18 protein-coding genes and 1 tRNA gene are annotated in these 22,145 nt (G+C 50.5%); 11 read left to right on the top strand and 8 right to left on the bottom strand.

Going from position 1 to position 22,145, the window contains the following annotated elements:
* Positions 1-4: 4 nt before the first annotated feature.
* The 3 genes from FD25_RS11180 (at position 5) to FD25_RS11170 (ending at position 3,435) form a co-directional block, all read left to right on the top strand.
* Positions 5-1,360 (top strand): M20/M25/M40 family metallo-hydrolase, encoded by a 1,356-nt coding sequence (locus tag FD25_RS11180; protein WP_057804265.1) that lies wholly within the window; start codon positions 5-7, stop codon positions 1,358-1,360.
* 193 nt (positions 1,361-1,553) lie between these two features.
* Complete coding sequence (locus tag FD25_RS11175) at positions 1,554-3,035, top strand: MDR family MFS transporter (protein WP_057804262.1); 1,482 nt, start codon at positions 1,554-1,556, stop codon at positions 3,033-3,035.
* Between the two features lie 73 nt (positions 3,036-3,108).
* The gene (locus FD25_RS11170; protein WP_057804260.1) at positions 3,109-3,435 is read left to right on the top strand and encodes a DUF960 domain-containing protein; all 327 of its coding nucleotides are present in this window, start codon (positions 3,109-3,111) and stop codon (positions 3,433-3,435) included.
* Positions 3,436-3,524: 89 nt separating this feature from the next.
* On the opposite strand, the gene FD25_RS11165 is transcribed toward FD25_RS11170, so the two are convergent.
* The gene (locus tag FD25_RS11165) at positions 3,525-4,166 is read right to left on the bottom strand and encodes a deoxynucleoside kinase (RefSeq protein WP_057804258.1); all 642 of its coding nucleotides are present in this window, start codon (positions 4,164-4,166) and stop codon (positions 3,525-3,527) included.
* Positions 4,167-4,323: 157 nt separating this feature from the next.
* Between FD25_RS11165 and FD25_RS11160 the strand changes: the two genes are divergently transcribed.
* Positions 4,324-5,094 (top strand): Cof-type HAD-IIB family hydrolase, encoded by a 771-nt coding sequence (locus FD25_RS11160; RefSeq protein WP_057804257.1) that lies wholly within the window; start codon positions 4,324-4,326, stop codon positions 5,092-5,094.
* A gap of 67 nt (positions 5,095-5,161) precedes the next feature.
* On the opposite strand, the gene pgmB is transcribed toward FD25_RS11160, so the two are convergent.
* Together pgmB and FD25_RS11150 are read right to left on the bottom strand one after the other, a co-directional pair.
* A complete protein-coding gene (gene pgmB, locus FD25_RS11155) occupies positions 5,162-5,833 on the bottom strand; it encodes a beta-phosphoglucomutase (protein WP_057804255.1) in 672 nt (223 codons plus the stop codon).
* Positions 5,834-5,853: 20 nt separating this feature from the next.
* Complete coding sequence (locus FD25_RS11150; RefSeq protein ID WP_057804252.1) at positions 5,854-8,571, bottom strand: glycoside hydrolase family 65 protein; 2,718 nt, start codon at positions 8,569-8,571, stop codon at positions 5,854-5,856.
* A gap of 357 nt (positions 8,572-8,928) precedes the next feature.
* Between FD25_RS11150 and FD25_RS11145 the strand changes: the two genes are divergently transcribed.
* Positions 8,929-9,162: a hypothetical protein gene (locus FD25_RS11145; RefSeq protein ID WP_057804250.1), complete on the top strand. Its 234-nt coding sequence runs from the start codon at positions 8,929-8,931 to the stop codon at positions 9,160-9,162.
* A gap of 250 nt (positions 9,163-9,412) precedes the next feature.
* A complete protein-coding gene (locus FD25_RS11140; RefSeq protein WP_225428564.1) occupies positions 9,413-10,090 on the top strand; it encodes a CPBP family intramembrane glutamic endopeptidase in 678 nt (225 codons plus the stop codon).
* Positions 10,091-10,170: 80 nt separating this feature from the next.
* Here the strand turns inward: FD25_RS11140 and FD25_RS11135 are convergent, their stop codons facing one another.
* Entirely contained in the window at positions 10,171-10,650 is a 480-nt protein-coding gene (locus FD25_RS11135; RefSeq protein ID WP_057804246.1) for a MarR family winged helix-turn-helix transcriptional regulator, read from the bottom strand.
* Positions 10,651-11,594: 944 nt separating this feature from the next.
* Here FD25_RS11135 and FD25_RS11130 point away from each other — a divergent pair.
* The 3 genes from FD25_RS11130 (at position 11,595) to FD25_RS11120 (ending at position 12,613) form a co-directional block, all read left to right on the top strand.
* Positions 11,595-12,104: a VanZ family protein gene (locus FD25_RS11130; RefSeq protein ID WP_057804244.1), complete on the top strand. Its 510-nt coding sequence runs from the start codon at positions 11,595-11,597 to the stop codon at positions 12,102-12,104.
* Positions 12,105-12,184: 80 nt separating this feature from the next.
* Positions 12,185-12,472 (top strand): heavy metal-binding domain-containing protein, encoded by a 288-nt coding sequence (locus FD25_RS11125; RefSeq protein WP_057804242.1) that lies wholly within the window; start codon positions 12,185-12,187, stop codon positions 12,470-12,472.
* Between the two features lie 57 nt (positions 12,473-12,529).
* Positions 12,530-12,613, top strand: a tRNA-Leu gene (locus FD25_RS11120).
* Positions 12,614-12,789: 176 nt separating this feature from the next.
* On the opposite strand, the gene FD25_RS11115 is transcribed toward FD25_RS11120, so the two are convergent.
* The 3 genes from FD25_RS11115 to FD25_RS11105 form a co-directional block, all read right to left on the bottom strand.
* A complete protein-coding gene (locus FD25_RS11115) occupies positions 12,790-13,455 on the bottom strand; it encodes a site-specific integrase (RefSeq protein ID WP_057804240.1) in 666 nt (221 codons plus the stop codon).
* Positions 13,456-13,538: 83 nt separating this feature from the next.
* Entirely contained in the window at positions 13,539-13,871 is a 333-nt protein-coding gene (locus tag FD25_RS11110; RefSeq protein WP_057804238.1) for a hypothetical protein, read from the bottom strand.
* A gap of 109 nt (positions 13,872-13,980) precedes the next feature.
* Positions 13,981-14,853: an SHOCT domain-containing protein gene (locus FD25_RS11105; protein ID WP_057804236.1), complete on the bottom strand. Its 873-nt coding sequence runs from the start codon at positions 14,851-14,853 to the stop codon at positions 13,981-13,983.
* A gap of 608 nt (positions 14,854-15,461) precedes the next feature.
* On the opposite strand from FD25_RS11105, the gene FD25_RS11100 reads away from it, so the two are divergent.
* Positions 15,462-17,831 carry a DUF5776 domain-containing protein gene (locus tag FD25_RS11100; protein WP_057804234.1) on the top strand — a complete coding sequence of 790 codons (2,370 nt, stop codon included), beginning with the start codon at positions 15,462-15,464 and terminating at the stop codon, positions 17,829-17,831.
* A 69-nt stretch (positions 17,832-17,900) separates the two neighbouring features.
* Here FD25_RS11100 and FD25_RS11095 read toward each other — a convergent pair whose 3' ends face one another.
* A complete protein-coding gene (locus FD25_RS11095; protein WP_057804232.1) occupies positions 17,901-19,229 on the bottom strand; it encodes an APC family permease in 1,329 nt (442 codons plus the stop codon).
* A 288-nt stretch (positions 19,230-19,517) separates the two neighbouring features.
* Between FD25_RS11095 and FD25_RS11090 the strand changes: the two genes are divergently transcribed.
* Positions 19,518-22,034, top strand: a complete 2,517-nt coding sequence (locus FD25_RS11090; protein WP_057804230.1) for an excinuclease ABC subunit UvrA — start codon at positions 19,518-19,520, stop codon at positions 22,032-22,034.
* The last annotated feature ends 111 nt before the right edge of the window (positions 22,035-22,145 follow it).

The following is a 22,145-nucleotide window of genomic DNA, read 5'->3' as shown; positions in this document are numbered from 1 at the left end:
TTGCATGTCAGATTTAACGACTGCCGTAACTGCTGCATTAACCGCCGATCACGATCGGTTGGCGGCTTATCTTAAACTCCAGACCGTTTCCGTCCAGAACCGGGGGATTACCGCCACGGTGACCTTCCTCACACACGCTTTTGAAGAGCTGGGGGCGCAGGTTCAAGTTTGGCGCGATGTGGCGGGGAGTAATCCGTTTGTCTTTGCCACCTTTACGGCGGGTCCCCACGGTAACGCTGATCGAACGTTACTGTTCTATAACCACTACGATGTTCAACCGCCCGAACCCTTAGCTGAGTGGCAAACCGATCCGTTTACGTTGACCGAGAAAGCCGGGTACTATTACGCCCGGGGGATTTCCGACGATAAGGGGGAGTTGATGTTACGGTTATCTGCCGTTAAGGCGCTACAAGCTAGTGGCGGGTTACCCTGCAACCTTAAGTTCGTGGTCGAGGGTGAAGAGGAAATTGGCAGTCGGCACATTCCCCAAATGACTCAGCAACACGCTAGTGACCTGGCCGCTGACGCTATCGTTTGGGAAACCGGGGGCAAGGATGCCGACGAGAACTTTCAGGTGACCTGCGGGGCTAAGGGAATTTTATGTCTGGAACTTAGCGTGACCACGGCGGAAAAGGACTTGCACTCTTCATTAGCCGCCTACGCCGACAACGCGGCTTGGCGGTTGACTCAGGCACTGGCCTCGTTACGCACCGCCGATAACCGGGTCAAGGTGGCTGGGTTCTACGACGACATTCGTCCACTGACGCCGACCGAACGCCGGGCCGTGGCGGCGATGACCTTAAATGGTGACGTGGTTAAACAACACTTCGGGCTTAAACGTCCCTTGATCACGGCTGATCCGGTAACCGAGCTGGTCAACGGGAGTACCATGACGCTTAACGGTCTATCGAGCGGTTACGAGGGGGCCGGGGTCAAGACCGTGATTCCCAAGCGGGCCACGGCTAAGGTTGATTGTCGGTTAGTTCCGGGACAGGACCCGCAGCACCAGGCACAGTTGATTCGAGACCAACTCAAACGAAACGGGTTTGGGGACGTTCGGGTGACCTACCTGTTGGGTGAAGCCCCGTTTCGGTCCGACCTGACCGCGCCGTTCGTGAAAATGGCCGTAAAAACGGCTCATCAAGTTTATGGTGATCACGTCCGGTTGGTCCCGAACATGGCCGGGACCGGACCGCAAGCCCCGTTCTTCGCCGCCGTTCAGGCGCCCATCGTGGCGGTGGGCAGTACCTGGGCCGGTTCCGGGCCCCACGCGCCGAACGAAAACGTGCGGGTCGCCGATTACCAACAAGCGGCTTGCTATACGGCCGAGTTACTCACGGTCTTTGGGACGCAAATGTAATTTCAATGGTTCACGGCGTGATTAGCCGTGAACCATTTTTAGGGCTAACGGTAAAAATTATCAAGCAAAGGGCTTGTATTTTGAAACGGAACCCCGGATAATTAAAGGCAGTTTGAATCAAACTTGGGCGGTAGGTATTTTTGACTACCGAAAAACGTTGTGGCGGGCCAACGGTAGGAGGATTTTTAGAATTATGAGTAAGCAACACACTAACGTTGGAATTGTCACGGGGGCCGTCTTCGTCGCCACCTTCATGTCGGCCATTGAGGGGACCATCGTCTCCACGGCCATGCCAACGATCGTCGGGGACCTGCACGGCGTCGCTCTGATGAACTGGGTCTTTTCAATCTTCTTATTGACCAACGCTTTAGCCACGCCGATTTACGGGAAATTGGCCGATACGGTCGGTCGGAAGTCGGTCTTTTTAGCCGGGTTGTTAATCTTTATCGTGGGGTCGACGTTGTCCGGGTTCTCGCATAGCATGGAAACGTTGATTGCTTGGCGTGCCCTGCAGGGAATCGGCGCCGGGGCCATTATGCCGGTGTCCTTTACCATTCTGGCGGATATCTACCCGGTCGAACAACGGGCCAGAGTTATGGGCCTTAACGGGTCGGCCTGGGGGATTGCCGCCGTGGTCGCGCCGTTACTGGGGGGCTTTATCGTCGACCAGTTGAGTTGGCACTGGATTTTCTTCATTAACATTCCGATCGGAATCATCACGATGGGGTTGATCTGGTTTTTCTTGGACGAAAACTTTGAACGCAAACCGTTCACCATGGACTGGGGCGGGAGCCTCTGGTTATCCGTGGGCCTGTTAGCACTGATGTTAACGTTCCAACTGCTAGGTAACGGCCAACTTAGTTTCATCTGGGTCCTGATCGGTCTCGTGGTGACGGGGCTCGCGTTTGGGCTGTTTCTGCGCCAGGAAAAGCGGACGGCCGACCCGTTGATTCCGTTGACCCTGTTTAAGAACCGGACCTTTGTGATCCAAAACCTGATTGCCGCTTTGGTCAGCGGATTTTTGATGGGCTTTGAGGTCTACCTCCCCACCTGGACGCAGGGACTCTTAGGCTTATTGGCTTCCCAGGCCGGGTTTGCCATCACGCCCAGTTCACTAATGTGGATCGTCGGGTCGTTTATCGCCGGCCGGTTAATGCTCAACCACACACCGTATCAAATCGTCAACATCAGTCTGAGCTTCATCCTGGTAGGCGGCCTCTTGATGGCGTTTGTCCCCATGACCACACCATTTTGGTGCTTCTTCGTGATTGCCGCCATTTGTGGGACCGGGTTTGGGATCACCATTACCACCACGACCGTGACCGTCCAGAGTCAGGTGCCGGTCGAAGACGTCGGGGTGGCCACCTCGTTTAATACGTTATCGCGAACCCTGGGGCAGACCATCATGATTTCCGTTTTCGGAATCATCATGAACTTGGCCATGGCGCGCGGTGTGGCGACCCACAAGGGCACCAACCTCACCATGATGAACCAGCTGATTAACCCGCAGACGGCTAAGCACTTACCAAGCGACTTATTACCGACGTTGCACGGCATCCTGTATCAGGGCCTACACGTCATCTTCATTGCGGCCGTTATTTTGATTGTGATTTCCTTTATGGTCAACTTCTTAGATCGGAAGGGGACGCAACGTCTGGCCGGAAAACGGGGGTAATTAGTCCCGTTTTGAGAAAAGTTACGCTATAATATAATTTAAGGTCAGTAAGATCACGAGTGGAGGCGATCAAATGTTTGAAAGTAATCACGCACGGTATGCCAGCTACGGGACCGTGGCCGTTTTGCCGGGTGAGATGATTGATGTGGTTTGGAAAATCATCGACCAGGACCTGCAGGGGCTGTTTCCGCTGGATAACTTACTCACGTTTAAACTCCACAACCATCAAGGGCACACGACCTTTGAGTACGTGCAAACGGACGAGCAAGCCCAGCAGACGTTCGGGGCCGCCTTTGACACCGACTACACCTACAGCTCGAACTTACCGGAAACGGTCTTAGCTTACGACGACGGGGATAGCCAGATTATCTTATTGCCATCCGAAACGAATCAGGATTAAACCAGAAAAAAGCCACCGGGCTAAGCGGTGGCTTTTTGTTTTGGAATAATAAAACGACCGCTCTAAGAACGGTCGTTGGGTGTTTCAGTTTATGCGTTGACGCGGATATCCTTTAAAGCGTCGTCGATTTGACCCAGGACGATGTCGATGTTGCCCGGCGTTTCCAAATCGTACTTTTGTAAGTCGATCTTAATCTTAGGACTGACGTCGTAGTCTTCGTACCAGCCCTTGTAGGCCGTCCACATCTTCTTGTAGTAGGATTCCAATTCGGGGTTATTGTCGAATTGTTCGTAATCACGGCCCCGCTTCTTGATCCGGTGCAGGATCGTGTCAAAGTCGGCGTCGGCGTAAACTAACAAATCGGGTGCCTTTTTAGGCAGTTCGTTCAGTTCGTTCATCATGTTATCCAGAAGGTTTAAGTAGACTTCTAGTTCCGTATCGGTGATGTTCCCTTCAGCGTTGTTTTCCCGCGTGAAAAGGGCATCTTCGTAGATGGAGCGGTCCAAGACGTTGTTATCATCGGCCAACGCCCGTTTGATCATACTGAACCGCTTGTTGAGAAAGTAAATCTGCAGCAAGAAGCCGTATTGCTTCGGGTTCCGGTAGTAGAGTGGTAACACTGGGTTATCACCGACCGGTTCGAAAAATGCTTGTGTGTTCAAGTGTGCGGCAATTTTGCCTGTAAGGGTCGTCTTACCGACCCCGATCATTCCTGCTGTAATTATCACCATGATAGCCCCTCTTTTATAAAAAATACAAGATATAGTGTACCACAAAAATCGTGAATACCACATCTACTTCAAAGAAAATTTCGGCCCATTTTGGAGAGTTTGGGCATTGCTGTATAATAGAAGGGTTGGTAATAGTGGATTTGGAGGGATTAACGGAATGACACAAGCAGTCGTATTTTTTGATTTAGACGGCACGCTCTTCGATGACGCGAAAAAAGTGTTGCCCGCAAGTATTACCGCGATTCGGGAATTGCGGACTCACGACGTTTTACCGGTGATTGCCACCGGCCGGAACGTTTTTGAAATTCAAGACGTGTTGGACGCCACGGGCATCGACGCCGTGGTCAGTGCCAACGGCAGTTACGTCCAGTATCAGGGACAGCGGTTGTCGGCCGCGGTGATTTCCCCGGCCGTATTGGCGGCGGTGACCCAGTTTGCCGCGCAGCAGGGTGACCCGGTGGGCTACTTTAACAACCATGGGTTTCGACTGAGTCAAGCCACGCCGGATACCCGGGCTAACTTTAAATTGTTGCGACTCAACGCCGTGGTGGACCCGGATTGGTACCAGAGCCAGCCCATCAACTTCTTAAACGTATTCAATCGTGACAAGTTGAAGGCTTATCAGGACCGTTTCGCCGGCCAACTCAGCTTCGTGCGGAACAACCCCCGGGCGTTAGACACCATGGTGACGGGCGTCAGCAAGCAGACGGGGATTCGAACCTTCTTACAAGCGGCACACCTCGAAACGGCCCGGACCTACGCCTTCGGGGATGGGTTTAACGACCTCCAGATGTTTGACGAAGTGGATGTTCCCGTGGCGATGGGCAACGGGGTACCGGCGGCCAAGGCGCAGGCGGCCTACGTGACCACCACGAACCAGACGGACGGCATCGTTCGGGGCCTCAGGCATTTTCAGTTAATTGATTAGGAACTAAAAATAGTGTCGCCTCACCGACCTTCCTAGCCGGTGAGGCGACACTATTTAGATTGATCAATTAAGCCATGTGTTTTTCGATGTTGGTCAAGGTGACCAGCGAGGTATCACCAAAGACCATGTCGGCGGCGCCTAATTCGGTGGCGTCCCCGATTCCCAGGGAAGTTTCCCCAGCGGCATTGATGGCTTGAACCCCGGCCGCAGCGTCCTCTAGACCGACACATTGTGCGGGATCTAAGTTCAGAAGTTGCGCCCCCTTGGTGTAGATTTCGGGATCTGGCTTCCCGTGTTTGAGGCTAGCAGGGTCGACGATTTCGGGGAAGTAGTCGGTCAGTTCCAATTTAGCCAACACCCGCGGCGCGTTCTTGGAGGCGGAGGCTAATGATAACAGGTAGCCCTTAGCCCGAATATCATCCAAGAAAGCCTTCATGCCGGGAAGAATGTTGGCGGGGGTCATCTTGTCGACTTCGGCCACGTAATTGGTGTTCTTCTTCGCGGCTAATTCAACCTTTTGGTCGGGGGTGTAGTCGTTTTCTTTGCCCCCGGCTTTGAGAATCATTTCCAACGAGTCCATGCGGCTAATGCCCTTGAGGCCATCGGCGAGTTCCTTGGACCACGCGACCCCTAGGTAGTCAGCGAGTTGGTGCCAAGCGGTACCGTGTAAGACGGATGTATCGGTGATGACGCCGTCGAGGTCGAAAACGAACCCTTTGATATCTGCAAATTTAGTCATAATTGAACACTCCTTAAAAGTTAGTAGGTAAGTTTAACGGGTTGATGAGCAATCAGCGCAACCGGTTGGTGCTTGAACTGAATGGAACTGTTTTGATCCGCCGTGACCTGAACTTGGTGATGGTCGATGGTTAAATCGTAGGTGACGCCGCGAACGAGTTGCCGGAAATGCAGAGCCTGCCAGGCTTGCGGTAGGTGGGGAGCAATCGTTAGTTGAGGGGCTAAGACGTCGACCCCGGCGTAGAACCGCGTGATCATGAAGGTGACGGCTCCCATGACCCCCAAGTGGACGCCCTCGGCCGTGGTTCCCCCCTGAATGTCGTAATAATCGGATAACAGGGCTTGCGAGAACAACCGCCAGGATTGATCCGGGTGATTGGCCATGGCGGTCAATGCCGCGTAGACGATCCGCGAGAGCGTGGAACCGTGAGTGGTGCGGTCTAGGTAGAACTGGAGGTTACGGCCCAACGCGCTGGCGGGGAGGGGATAGCCTAATTGTTTCAAGAGGCCCAAGACCTGTGGGGCATCTAAATTATAAAAGGCCATCAAGGCGTCGGCTTGTTTGGCGACCTGGTAGGCATCGGGAGTCTTACCCTCGGCCTTTAAGATGCGGTCCATTCGGGAAATATCACCGTATTTTTTCTGGTATTTGGTGAAGTCGAGCGTGGGAAGTTTGAAGTACCCCTCGAACTGCCCGATGATCCCCTGGTCGTTAATGTCGAGCTTGAGGTGGTGGCCGACCCGGTCAAGTTGTTTGAGGGTGGTGGCGGTAAAATCCGTCTTTTGATCGACGGCCGCAACCACCGAGTGGGCCAACTGCTGGCGGATCCGGTTAATTTGTTGAAACAGCCAGGCCACCATGAGATTGGTATAGGCGTTATTCGCTAGGCCGGGGGTGTCGGCGTTGGGATAGTTCTCGTGAAATTCGTCGGGACCCATGACCCGCTTGATGGTGTAACGGTGCGTCTGTGGGTCTAACTTAGCCTTGCTTAGCCAGAAACGGGCGATTTCCTGTAACATTTCCAACCCATAGGTGGCCAGAAAATCCTGATCCCCCGTCAAGTGAACGTACATGAGCACGTTATAGGCAATGGCTAGTGAGACGTGGCGCTGCAATGAGGAGTTATCGGGATCCCAGGTGTTGGTCAACGGGTTAAGGTGCACGACTTGTGATTGTTCGTCACCCGTTTCCCCGGATTGCCAGGGGTACATCGCCCCGACGTACCCGGCCTGTTGGGCGTTGTGCTTCGCTGCCCCCAAGCGGTTGTAGCGGTACAGCAGGAGCTGCCGGGCTAACTGTGGGTCGTGTAGGGCGTAGACGGGAAGGTCGAACATCTCGTCCCAGAAAACGTGGCCCCGGTAGGCTTCGCCGTCGAGTCCCCGGGCATTGACTGAGGCGTCGAGGTGACCGGTACCGATGGCTTGGGTCGCCGAGAAGAGGTGGTAGAGGTTCACCCGCGTTAGTTTTTGTGCGGTAATGTCACCGGTGATCTGAATATCGGCCCCGGCCCAGCGGTGCTGCCAGTAGGCCGTACTACTTTTCAGGGTATCGGTAAAGGTGGCTTGCTGTAAATCATGGGTGGCCGCGGTCAGGAGATCCGCGGTGGTTTCTCGGTCGGTGAAGAAGACCACGTTTTTTTCAAAGGTGTAGGTTTGTTGCGGGACGATGGGGACCGAACGCATCTGGCGGACCCGTTGTTGGGCGTGTGGTTGCGTGTCGATGGGGGCACTTAGGGCCTGCCCGGGACCCGTGAGGTGTGACCCAAACGCAAAATGGATCTGAGATGTGCGGGTCTGGCCTTCCAAGTAAATGGTCGTAGGTTGTTGGGTCGTCCCGGTGATCTGTAGGTGATGTTGATCGAAAGCCGCGTACCGGTCGACGTTGCCGTTGATAACGCTACCATCAATTTCGGAATAGAGTTGGAGGCTCCCCGCAAAGTTGAGGGGGGTCACCCGGTACCGAATCGCTAGCCGGTGCCAGTCCTTGAAATTAGCCAGCTTGGTGGTCTCCAGCCGAAGTGCGTGGCCGGTCGGAAGTTGGACCAGCATGGTCGTCGTCAATGCACCGGTATGCAGATCGAGGCTCCGGTAGATGTCTTGAATGTCACTGGCCTTGATCTGAAATGGATTCTGGTGATCGACCCCGAAGGTCAGGGCCTGAGCGTTAGGCAAGTTAACCAAGTCTTCGTTGACCACTTGGCGGCCGTTAAGGTTGGTGGTCAGTTGGTCGTACAGCCCGGCAGCGTACATGCCGGGATAATTATCGGCGTCGGCGTGGGCTTCGACGTACGCTCCCCGAACCCCGAAGAACCCGTTACCCACGGTCAACATGGCTTCTTGGCCGTAATTACGTTTCCCCTGGTACTGGCCGTAGTAGTCGAGATGCCAGGCCAGGTAATCCCGCTTGGTCGCGAGGGCCTGCGTCAGTCCGTGCTGGTCAACGGCTTGTTGACTCACCACGGGGATGTTGAGCATGTTGGTGATGGCTAAGCCGATATCGATTCGTTGATGGTTAATGCCCACGACCGTGTCGGAAAAGGGATAACTCAAGGCATTATCGATAATGGCGGCGTCAACGTCTAGCCCAACCAACTTAACTCGTAAATTCTCGAGGTTCTCACCAATGGTTTGGCTGGAATTGTAAGCGATGTTGAACTGTCGCTGTGGGGTGGTGGCGTCTGCGGGCACGTACTTTACCTGGAGGGCGTCATCTAAAACGTGAAGTGTGATCATTTTCAAAACTTAATCGGCATCCTTTCTACACTGCGAGTTTTCGTGTGCTGCTTCACGATTAAGTCTAGTCGCCATGGTGAGAAATGACAATTAATCCCCCTAAACCTCAACATCAACATGTTAGCACAAAACCCGATGTAACACAATTGCAATCGGTTGCAAAAAATCCAGATTGGGCTCACGCAAACGGCTGGTGAGAGGGGCGCTAATAAGTTGATCAATTTGTGAAAAAAAACAAGTGCTGACCGATTACTTCCATTGTAACCGCTAACAAAAAGAAACTCACAACTAGCCCCATTTTGGAAGGGACTTATGGTAAAATTTGTCTCAACCGAGTCATTTTGGCAGAAAGGGTGAATCCCGGTGAAATTGTTAGCTGCTTTATTAATTACGTTGGTGCCGACGGGGATCGTGGGGGGGACGCTCTGGGTTATTTTTAGCTGGTCGTTGGTGGGCTGGCTCAAGTGGGCGGTGGCCTTCGGCGGACTGCTCGTCGGAACCCTGGTTAGTCTGGGCCTGTATTGGGTTCTGTGGCCCCGACCACTACCCGATGATTTACAAGATGAAGATCAGCGGGCTGATCATTCAGGACAATAAAAAAAGCCATTACGATAAGTCGCAATGGCCAAAGAGTAAGGTTACAACATAATTGGGGGATTATGTTGTAAAAATTTCATCTACTTTGGGGGAGTAAAATGAAATCTGTCTGTTGAATGAGGACAGAATCCTCACGCATGAACTTGGAGGTTGGTCCAAACTCATCCGCAACTCTATAGTAACGCATCTTTATAAAAAAATCTATAATTAAGCTAAGATTTCTTTACATTTAAAAAAGGAGATGACGGTTGTGCCACAACCGCAACAACGCGTCAGTAATCAAAATTGGTTATGGTTAATAGTTCTGGTCATTTTAACGGGGGTGATCCAGCGACCCCTCCTACACTTGACGACGACCAACGTGGGTCAACAAGTTCTATGGGGGGGGATTTACCTTCTAGGATTTGGGGGAACGGTCGGCTTGGCGGCTTGGGTTTACCACCGAATTCGGCCCGGCTGGTCGCGATTAACGGCGACTGATTGGGGATTGATGTTAAAGGGCTACGTTTTTATTTTGGTGATCGAACAACTGTTGACCTGGCTTAACCGGGTGGGCTTTCACCAAGTTAGTACGGCAAACAATCAAGCGATTGCGGACCTGCTAAAACAAGGGGTGCTGGTACAAATCCTGTTGAGTGTGACGGCCATCTGTGTTTCCCCGTTTATTGAGGAGTTTATTTTCCGGGGAATTTTGATGGACGGTTGCTTGGGGGGATTATCATTTTGGCCACCCATCTTGATCAGTGGGGTGGCTTTTGCCCTGGTCCACGCTAATTCGACGATTGCCAGCTGGCTGATTTACGCCGTGATGGGGGGCACCTTTGCGTATATTTACCGCAAGACCGGTAAATTGCAGAGCACCATTATTTTACATGGGCTCAATAACCTACTCGCGATGGGAATGCTCCTGTGGGGACTATATGTTTAAAAACCGGACTACGGCTCAGTGGGCCGGTTTTTGGCGTCAAAAAAAGCTCCGACCGGTTAACGGTGGGGCTCATGAACAGACTATTTTTGTAAATTAACCTGTTTATCAATCAGTCGTTGGTGGCTCACTTGATCAAGCTGGGCCTTGACGGTGACAAGGTCGGTCATTAACGTTTCAATTTCATCATCCGACATTCCCAAGAGGGTCTGACATTGACCAATACGTTGATAAACTTCGTCGCGCTTGGCCGTGGCCATTGCCGTTAAGTGAATCAAGACTTGACGTTCGTCGGTACGACTACGTACCCGCGTCACCCAACCTTGTTTTTCTAACCGCTTAAGCAGTGGGGTTAACGTCCCACTATCGAGTTCCAACCGTTGACCTAACTGGTGAACCGTTAACGGCGCATCTTCCCAGAGAGCTAATAACGCAATGTATTGCGGGTAGGTTAACTTAAAGGGTGCCAATGCGCTTTGGTAGAAGTGATTGAACTTCTTGCTGGCAGAGTAAATGGAGAAACAAAGCTGTTCATCCAGTAATACCGGGGTAACTTCAGACATGTCCGCGGCCTCCTTTCTTTATCTCAAATAGTATTGTATACAATTAAATTGTCATTAGCAAGCAGAAAAACCCGTTAAGTTTCACAAACTTGTGTAACGAAATTGAAAAACTGTAACTCTACGCCAATTATATAGCAGATCTATCGGTAAGTTCAATCATAATTAGGCAAATTATCATGTTTCCCTAGAAATAGTCACCCCATTTACTGGTCGGGGTGAAACGGTTGTTGGTCGATAGAAAACATAATTGCGTTATTTTACCAAACTAACGGGGGAAAGTGAAGTGAAAACCAACCGGTTGCCTAGTTTCTGGCGAACTAAGGCTAACTAAGAATGGGAGATTAAAGAAAAATGTTGGAAGTTAGGTGACGAGGACGGTCATTTATCTGCGCTGGCGTAATTTGAAACTTTGATAATTGACGGTTTTACCAGCTAACGACATGTGTAACTGATTTAACGCCTAATCGGGGATGATGAAATTCGGCGAGAAAAATCATTGTCAAACGAGGTCATTAAAACTTTTACTTTAAAGGGTGAACGGATAATCCCAAAAAAGTTATTCGTATCGGATAATCTGTACTGAACAAACTCGTCACGACTGTTCGGTGAGTCGTTGTTGAAGACGGAGACCATCAGTAGTGATGACTCAGTCTTACACTATTAGGAACTTAATAAAAATTGCTGATGTTTTTCAACGGGGGTCAAATTGTGACCAGTAGGACTTGGGACAAGACGGCTAAAAATAGGATGGCTGTCAGGCTTTGAAGGGGGTATTTTCTATATTAGAAGGACGAAGAACCAGGGAAGCGGATTTACCAAAATTTAGAAAAGATCGGTTACGCCGAGCGGAGCTGGTTTAGCACCGGCCGTCAGCGGAGGCTGGCCGTTGTCTCCCATTATTAATTGACTTATACTGAGACCACCTGTTAAGAGGGGGACTGAGAATGAGTCGTTGGGTACCGTTTGGATTGGTCAGTTTAGTCTGGCTGTTTTTAGTGATTAAGAATTATCGCCAGCACCAGTATCGACGCATGCTGTGGTGGTTAGGGTGTTGGGGCTTAAGCGCGTTAACTTGGACGCCGTTAGCCTTTTCGTTTGGCACCGACGGCGAATTGGCCCAGATCCATACCAGTTGGTGGTCCGGTGGGGTCTGGGTCTTGCGGCCCTTTGACCCGGCCGATATGGATACGTCGTTTTGGTTAAACATCGTGATGACCATGCCGCAAGGGATGCTACTGTGCTTAAATTGGCCCCGGCTACGGTGGCCCCAGTGGTTACTGGCGGGACTAGGGACCGGTCTGGCCCTGGAAGGCGGTCAGGCGATTGGCAACGCCCTGGTCAGTTTAGGACGATGGGTCGACATTAACGATGTGATCACCAATTTTACGGGGGTCGTGCTGGGGGCACTGGTGATGACCTGGGTCACTCGGCATTGGTCGATTGATCTGGATTAAAGTGGCCTTGGTTCCGTCATTGACAACCTTACGGGGATGGGCCACTATAGAAGTAAGTTGTACGAAACGGGGGAATAACCATGTTTATGACGACGGGCGGTTTGAACCGCTCACACGCAATTCAGGGCGTCCTAACGGCGACGGCCCACAACATGTTAACGTCGGAAAAACCCGATGAGTTTGAACGCTTCGACCCATTGTTTGATCAAGTGAAGCAGGATTTGATGCAACAGGCCCAAGCTGCTGGAGCGGACGGTTTAATTGAGGTGCGCTTCAATACCGAAGTGGTGCAGATGAATGTGGCTCCCAAGTTCTTGGTGGTTCACGGTTATGGCACGGCAATTACCTTTCCGAAGAAAAAAAGTTAAAAAAGGGGTTCCCTTTTTTAACTAGATAGTGTAAGATATTATTTGTTGTTAAGAAATGCCCCGGTGGCGGAACTGGCAGACGCGCAGCGTTCAGGTCGCTGTTTGGGCAACCAAGTACAGGTTCGAATCCTGCCCGGGGCATTGATATGACGAGTTTAGCGGTCTATAACCGCTTGAAACGCCTAGAAATAGGCGTTTTTATTTTGCCCAAAAAGCTGTGAATCGGTGGAAATCGATAGTTTGGTGCACAAATGGTGCACTTTTTGGTGAAATAAATTCGACTGAGATTTGTGTGCACCAAACGTAAATTGAAGCTTCTACGAATGCTTTCGTGACGGGGATTTAGCGGTCTTTGAAAGTGCACCGTTTAGTTCATCTAGCGCTACAACAAGCTTGGATTTTTCCGCTGCTTCCATCTCATGGAGCATGTGAGAATAGATGTTCATGGTGATGGTGTAATTTGCGTGACCTAGTCGTTGGGAAATGTAGTAAATTGACACGCCCTTGTAAATCAAATATGAGGCGTGTGTGTGACGTAATCCATGGAAGGTAATGTCTTTACTTGCGTTGATGTTTTTAAGCGCTGTATGGAGCATATTATTGGCTGCATTGGAGCTAGGGACCTTGCCATTGGGACCAATGAAGACTAAACCAAGTGGATTAGCCACGCGCAAAAAGTTTTGCGATTCATGATACTGATCTAAAAGGGCAAATAACTCTGGATTGGCCCGGATAATTCTTTTAGATTGCTCGTTTTTGGTTTCCTTAAATCCTGAATTATCGAGCGTATTCCAAGCCTTGTTGATAGAGATGGTCCCGAAGTCAGGACTAATGTCTTTCCATGTTAGACCAGCGATTTCGGCAAAATGAGCACCGGTGTACAGGGCAACAATTCCCATCATCTTGGTGGCATGGCGAGCATTAATATCGAGTTTCAGATATTTTATTAGGTTCGTCATATCGTTGGCGTTGAGGAATTTCATTGAACTATCTTTACCAGGTTTGGTTAAATTATTCCCCCAACCGGAGTCGAACCGATTCTAGGCTGCCGAGGAGGGGCCTACAGTTACCTCACATAATTATGCCAATATGAATTCATGGTCATTTTGTGGTGGTTGTAATAATGCATGGAAATAGTAAACCCTTGCGAATGGCTATATTTAAAATGATATTTGTGATTACCGGCGTAGCGCCATTTGACTTTAACAGATTTTTCACCTTTGTAGTGAATTGAATGTTTGTAAATATGTACGCCTTGGTTATGATTATCGCGAGCATACCAGTATCCACGCAAATAATTAGGAATACTTGACGTGTGCCAAGTGGCAGCACTTGCCGTTACTGGAATTGAGCTAGCTGTTAGGGCAACTCCCACAGCCAATAAAAGTACCTTTTTCATAAATTTAATCCTCCTTGAACACAGCTTTTAAAGACATCCGTATCTGGTCTAATCCTTCCACTGCTAGTCACCGAGGAAGGTGGGCGCTTTCCTGTGGGAATGCGCCTTCTTATAGATTTAGTAAGCTGTGTTTCTTAGTATCGAATTCTTCCTGAGTAATTATGCCATCATCGAGAAGTGATTTATATTTTCTAATCTCATCAGCAGGGCTGATTAAGGATTCTTTAGACGTTACCTGAGAGAAAACTGGGGTGGAAGTATGGTTAGCTTCGATTATTCTATCAAGTAGGGCTGACATATCTTCGAGCCGCCCATTTGCAGTTTTAGCTTCAAATGAGGTCGATTTAGTTTTTCCAGTCGGTAATAAATTATATTCAATTGCCTCACCACTACTGAGCCGAACAGTAATGCTTACTCTGGTAACTTGATCGAATTGCTTTCCACCAGTTACGGCTCCAACAATTGCACCTGCACCACCGAATAGTAAACCACCAGTAGCAGCTCGGGTCAGACCATGATGCTTTTTCACCTCGTGACCTTCAACATGCGGAGTATAGCTTATAATTTCTGAGAAGTCCAAGAGTCGGGTACTCGTTTTAAATGTGCCGGTCGTTATTTGAACTTTTTTTGAAGTGAAATCAGCAGACAACCCATTAGATGAAATTGCTCTATTTTCCACAAAAGTGGGGACTGCTGCAACTTTTTCCCGATACTCTCGATTTTGGTTATTTTGGACTCCCATAGTATTGCGTTTTCTCAGAGGCGATTTTGTCCTATTTGGACTGGAAATTGCCTGTTTAGCGGTATCTAAAGAAATCGTGGATAATTTTAACGTTTGAGAAACGATATTTTTATCAGCGAAACCAAGCGAGACCGCAATCTTTCCACTACATTCTGTGCATATTATTTCTTTATTAGCCAAAGTGTTTTTAACGTCTAAAAGGCCCAAAGGCTTCTGGCAAAGTATACAGGATTTCTTCATAGGGAAAACCTCCAAGTATGTAATGGTGTTACCCCTTAATCATACCGAAAATTTTATCTTTGACAACGTTTTCTATAATGAGATAGTACCGAAAAGGTATCCATAAAGTCTTGTGAATTAACGTTTTCGATGTCCTTATCCTTAGATAAAAGGGAAGAATTAACTTGATAGTAGTTCGGTTAGTCGCTGATTCAGTTGTATCATCCCAAAGTAGAATAATTTAGCGACGTAATCATCATTAATAATGCTGTTTATTTCGTAGACTAACGACACTATTGCTAAGAGCTTGAGGTATTAGTGTGAATTGAAGACGATTGAAATTGAAATGATATCTATAACAACAGGCGAGACCAATCATCTTGATATCAAAATATTTATCCGAAATCAATAATCTGCGGTAATGACGAAAACACGTGTTAATGCTGACATATCAAGATTAACATTAGAATATTATCGATTGTGTTAACCAAAAATCGAGACTTGATTAATGGTCAGCGACGTTCTATAGTTGAGACGAAATCAATGGTGTGGACGGTTGAGCACCATGAAAGTTATGGACACTTCGATTAGGTTAGTTCGTGGGGCGTTCGTCGAGGAGGAAGATTTAGATGAGTACGAACAAACGTGGTAATCAGCGTAATTGGAAGAAAACGCTTACCGTCACGGGATTAGTCACGGGAAGCCTAATTTTAGGAACCCTGGGCAATCTGCAAGCCAGCGCCGATGTTAACGGGACGTCAGCTGCTAATGGTACAACAACTAAAACTGCTGAAAATGAGGAAACGACTAGTGATCAGCCGACGGCAACGTTAGCGCCTAAGGCGACAGTGATTGACCGATCGGCCACTGAAACCGGGAACGCGACGCCACAACACCAGGCTGGTGAAACGCCCGGTAAGCGGACGGGGACCGTTGCCGCGACGCCACAACAAACGGTGAAGACTGACCAAACTTCAACTGCCACGGCACCCAACATTCAGACACCAGTTGCTAAAACCCAAGCACTTACCCCAACTAATGGGGCGAAGCCGGTTAACCCGGTCAATCAGGGGACTAATCCCCAAGGGCAAAAATGGGCGGCGTCCAGCACACCGACAATAACGGGAGCGGACGCTACAGCCCTTGATGGGTGGATGCCCGATAGGAATTTCCAGCAAGTGGTCTTGGCTGCTTTTCAAGCCCAACAACGTGACAGGAAGGCTAATTTACTTAATAAGTACGAATCGATTCGCTGGAGCCCTAAGTCGACAGATGCTCAGAAGGCCGATGCTCAGGCCAAAATAAATGAAGCCAATGGTATTCAACTTTTTACCGACGTGTCCCAGATTACTCAAAAAAATATGGCGACGCTAATCAATTTTGATCCGGCTTATCGGCGTTCAGAAAATGGTGATCCAGCGGCCATTGAGCGGGGAGCCGGATATCAAGGAACGCTTCATTTTACCAGTCTTCAGGGCCTTCAATATGCTGATAAGTTACAAACGTTGTCACTAACGACGAGTGATCCCAACCCCGATACTTGGCAGCGGGGGGCGTTTAGCGATCTTAAACAATTGGCTAACCTTAACCTGGAGAATCTGACCTCGCTAGACGTTTCTGAAACTAGTGTCTCGGATCTAACGCCGGTCATGAAGTTACCTAACCTGAAGTCGATTTCTGCGAATAATGATTTGATCACGAGTTTAACACCCAAAGGACAGGTCCTAGCTGGGGGTTCTAATGAAAAACTGATGCCGTTCAGTCAATTAACGCACTTAGAAGTTGATGATAATCACTTGACGTCGTTGGCCGGTTTGGAAGGGGCAACGCACTTAACGGAGCTTTTGGCTCAGGACAACGTGATTTCAAACGTTAAGGCTTTAGCAAACGTGACCGATCCGATGACGATGTTGTACCTGGGTGGAAATGCCATTCATGATTTAAGCCCGCTAGCGAAGGTTCAGTTTGCCGCACCGTTATTCGCCAATGACCAATCGGTTGTGTTGGCGGATGACGAGGCCATTAAAGTGGATACCACGAAGGATTCAGTTGTTATGGACTCACCGATTCTGGCTCAGAACGGTCAGCAAATTCCGATGACGGCCTACTTGGGCCAGTCCATTGCGCAAACGTCATTACGGGCCAATCCAACCGGTCAAGCGGCCACGAAAATTACTTGGCGTGGTGTGACGAAGTATGGTAAACGGTATTTGATCGTTCAATGGAATGATGGCAATAGTAATTATAATGGTAATTTGTATATGCCCTATGAACTAGTGACGCCGGCACCCACGACGGATCCAACGACGAAGCCAACAAAACCCACGACGGACCCGACGACGAAGCCAACAAAACCAACGACGGGTCCAACGACGAAGCCAACAAAACCAACGACGGATCCGACGACGAAACCAGCAAAACCAACCACGAATCCAACACCAACGCCAAGCACTACCGCGGTGGTAACACCCGACACCGATACTAATCAGGTTGACCAGGTGGTTACCAAACCAGTCGCGCCAAGTACGCCAGTTCAAAAGCCGGCTAAGCCAGTCTTTAAGCCGTTTATGATTTATACCAAGCAAGCGCTTTATCGTTATACTCAGCCAACGTTTAAGATCAAGCGCCGGGCTAAGTACTACCGACGTTACCCCCGGCAAACGGCCCCAACCTTTAAAGTTATCGGAATTAAGCGTTCGGCCAACGGTCGATTGCGGTACAAGTTGGCCAACGGCAGCTACGTGACGGCCCGTAAGACCTTCGTTTACAACCTGTACTGGCAAGGGAAACACTACACAAAGATCAAACTAGACCGGACAATTTATCAATACAAGCACGCCAAGTTTGCGAAAGTTAACCGGCAAAAACGGCTGAAGAAGGGGACGATTGTGACGGTGATGCGGGTGGTCCACCGCGGTTACATGACGCGTTACCAGCTCAGCAACGGCAGTTACATCACGGGGAATAAGCAGTTCATTACCCCGCGTCAGGTAAAATAAGTTAAGCGTGTTATAAAAAAATAAGCGGTGACCAACAATTAATGGTCGCCGCTTATTTTAGGTGGAATTTTAATCGCGTAAATGCTGTTTCTTTAAATAATAGACCGGGATCCCGATCGCCACAATCAAGAGCGAGAGCAGTACGCCGGACAGGTCGGAGCCAATCTCACTGACGATCACGAACAAGGCACCAAGAATGGCGACTAGCGGGGTAACGGGGAACCACGGGGTCGAGAACGGCCGTGGTTGGCCGGCGTTGCGTTTGCGTAACAGAAAGACGCCGATGAACGCGGCCACGTAGAAACAGTAGACCGTGAAGATACATAAATCGGATAACCGGTCGGGGTTAAAGAACAGAATCATGATGCTGGCGTAAGCGATGATCACCGTCGTGGCAACCATGGGTTCGTACGTTTTACGGTGCAGGTAGGCCAGTTGTTTGGAGAACGGTAATTGATCCTTCTTGGCCATCGCGTAAACGATGCGGGGGAAGGTCATAATCTTCCCGTTGAGACAACCCACCATCGAAATAATAATCCCGATGTTTAGCAAGCGACCGCCGATGGTCCCGAAGGCGCTCTGAGCGAAGTAGACCGTGGTTTGCTCGCCCAAACGGTGAATCGTGGCGGCGGGGATGAAGTGCAAGATCCCGTAGCTGACCAACGTGTAGGCGACTAATACTAACGAGATTCCCAGGATAATAGCTCTGGGAAGGACCTTTTGGGGATGCTTGATCTCTCCGCCCAAGTTGGCCACAAGAATCCAGCCGTCGTAGGCAAATAGGGTGGCCAGCACGGCGACCCCAAAGTTACCGGTCGACTGGGTGACCGTGTGTAAGGACTGACCAAAAGCGTCTTGATTCCCGTAGAAGAGGCCGAAAATGATAATGGCGGCAATCGGCAACAGTTTTCCCAGCGTGGTCACGATTTGAAAGGCGGCTCCCCAGCGGTTGTTCAACATGTTTAAGCCACCGATCAGGATGATGACCCCGATGGCTAACGGGGCGTGCCACGCGCCGTTTAATTTGAAGAACCCAACCAATAAAATGCTGAGGTAGGCCGCAATCGAGGCGATGATGGCGGGACCATAGACGGCAATCTGCATCCAACCGGACAGAAAACCCCAGAACTTGCCGTAAATGCCGTTCATGTAGGCGTATAAGCCACCGGTGTGGGGCATCTGCGCACCAACTTCGGCGATGGTCAAGCCGGCGGTCAGGGTAATCAGCCCCCCGAGAAACCAGGCCAACAGCGCACTACCCGTTGAGCCCGCACTATCCAAGACAGAAGATTGCTTGAAAAAGATTCCGGAGCCGATGACCGTCCCCACAACTAGGGACAGGGCGGACCAGAATCCGAGGGAACGGTTCAGGGTAGTGGTAGCAGTTGTTTTAGGCATAGCTGATGACCTCACTTTCAAATTATCTAATCAAATTTTAATGTGACCAAGTCTATCAAAATAAAGGGAACAGCGCAACGCTTAATTCTTCAAAACCTAGCCGGGGTAAAGGGAGTAACCTTACGTTCAACCCGAAAAAAGCAATGGGCATAACGGTTTAACCCCAAGAAGATTAGCTGCGGGTAAAAAAACTTTTAACCGGAACTTCGCGGTGTCTTTCCTTGCCCTTCCCCGCACTTAGCGGGAAAATTAACCCGTTAAGTATTTCGTCATGAAAGGGGAAATGACATGTCAGCAACACCTAAATTACCCCAAGCCATCAAGGTGCGGGGCGCGCGGGTCAACAACTTAAAAGACCTCGACGTCGACATTCCACTTCACAAATTTGTTGCGATTACCGGCCGCAGTGGGTCGGGGAAGTCTTCACTAGCCATGGGCGTGCTTTACGCCGAAGGGGCGCGGCGCTACCTTAATGCGTTGTCGACCTTTACCCGGCGCCGAATCAACCAAGTCGGTAAGGCCGCCGTGGATTCCGTTGAGTATCTCCCTTCGGCATTAGCCTTGAAACAACGGCCGGCCGTTCCCGGGGTTCGCTCGACCGTGGGCACCATGTCCGAAAGCCTTAACATTTTGCGGCTGGTCTTCTCACGGTTAGGGTCGCCGGTCTGTCCCAACGGGCACCGTTTAGACCCCACCCTCGACGTGGCCGGCAACATGGGTCATCTGATCTGCCCGGTTTGCGGCGTGCATTTCACGGCTCCTGGCGCCGAAGATTTTGCGTTTAATTCCGACGGGGCCTGTCCCACTTGTGGTGGCTTAGGTGAGGTCCGGCAGTTAGACCCCGAACTGATCATTGCCGACGAGAACCAGACGCTCCGGGAGGGTGCCGTGGCTTCTTGGCACCTACCCGGCCGGAACTTTATGCCCGTGGTGGCCGACGCCATTGGAATCCCAATTGACGTGCCCTATAAGGACCTTAGCGCCGAAATGAAGCAACGAGTTCTGCACGGCAAGAAAGAAACGGTCTCACTCAACATTCCTAGCAGTAAGGGTAAGATTTTTCACATGGATAACGCCGTTTACGAAAACGCCTTTGCGGCGGTCGAAGACAGCGTGAAGACCACTAAAAATGAACGCACGATCGCCAAACTCAATAAGTTTTACACCTTTTCGACTTGCCCGACCTGTCACGGGACGCGGTTGAAGCCGGAATTGCTCCAACAGACCATTAACGGGCAAAATATCGCCGAACTTTGTGACCTGCCGTTGAGCGATCTCGCCCAGTTTGCGGACACCATCGTGGCGGGGTTACCCACGACGATGCACGAAATGGGCACTAGTTTGGTCGGCGAACTCAAGGATAGCCTGCAACCGATGTTTGACCTGGGGCTCGATTATCTAACGTTAAGTCGACCGGGCGCGACGTTATCGACCGGGGAACTCCAACGGATTCAACTGGGACGGACTCTGCGCAGTGCGACGACTGGCGTACTCTACGTATTGGACGAACCTTCGGTGGGGTTACATCCCGCTAACGTGACCGGCTTGATTAAGACCTTTCGGGGACTGGTCGCCCAAGGTAATTCCGTAGTGGTCGTGGACCACGACCCACGGATCATCGCCGCGGCCGACGATGTGCTGGAAATTGGGCCGGGGGCCGGTAAGCTAGGGGGAACCGTGGTCGATCACGGGACCGTCGAACAAGTCGCCCACAGTCCCAAGTCGTTGATCGCCCCGTTCCTAACGGGCCAGGCACCGATTCGCCAACGGCCACAAATGCCTGCCAATCAACTCTGGAGTAAGGGGGCCATCGGGCTAGAAGTCCAACATCGTTTTAACATCGACGACGTGACGGCAAAGTTACCCAAGAATCGTCTGACCACGGTCACGGGGATGAGTGGTGCCGGTAAGACCACGTTGGTGCTCGATAGTCTGATTCCGGCGATTGAAGCCCAGGTGGCCAAGACGCCGTTACCGAAACACGTTAAACAGTTAGAACGTAACGGGGTGCGGCACGTGGTCGTGGTGGATTCCGTGCCGGTGGGTAAGAACGTCCGCTCCACGGTGGCGACCTATACCGACATTTTGACCCGTTTACGGAAACTCTTTGCGGCGACCCCGGCAGCTCAGACGAAGGGGTATACCGCTAGTCGGTTTTCCTATAACGTCACGGCGGGGGCTTGTCCGGTCTGCAATGGTACCGGCCAGATTTCGTTAGACGTGCAGTATTTACCAGACATCACGCAAGTCTGCCCCCAGTGTCAGGGTAAGCGGTACAACCGCGAAACGTTAGCCATCAAATGGCACGACTACAGCATCGCCGATATTCTGGCGTTGTCCGTCGACGAGGCCTTGCCGGTCTTTGCGGCCGAGGACGCCATCGAGCAGACTTTACAAACCCTGCACGACATGGGCCTGGGATATCTCTTGCTAGGTGAAAGCACGCCGCTGTTGTCTGGTGGGGAAGCTCAGCGTTTGAAGTTGACTTCTCGGTTGGGTAAACGTCAGACCGGCACGTTGTTTGTCTTCGATGAACCCACGGTGGGCTTACACCCGTTGGACATTCAACAGTTGATTCGGGTTTTCGACCAACTCTTACAACAGGGTGCTACGGTGCTGGCCATCGAACACGACTTGGAGTTGATTGCCAACGCCGATTACGTGATCGACATGGGTCCCGGTGGTGGTCGATTGGGCGGTCAATTGGTCGCTACGGGGACGCCACAGGCCGTGAGTGCTAACCCACAGAGTGTGACCGGAAAGTATTTGAAACGAGCCTTTGATGAGGCTGTGATGACCCAGTAAAACGGGCACTTGTTAAAAATGACGCTAACAAAAATCCATCACAAAAAGTGGTGGATTTTTTTAGGAGAAATTTTAGACGGTTAGGCTTAATTATTTTTAATAATCACGATT

It is taken from the genome of Levilactobacillus acidifarinae DSM 19394 = JCM 15949 (genome assembly GCF_001434835.1).
GTDB classification, from domain to species: Bacteria; Bacillota; Bacilli; order Lactobacillales; family Lactobacillaceae; genus Levilactobacillus; species Levilactobacillus acidifarinae.
The sequence above is the reverse complement of the archived record's forward strand: the minus strand, read 5'-3'. Positions and strand labels throughout refer to the sequence as shown.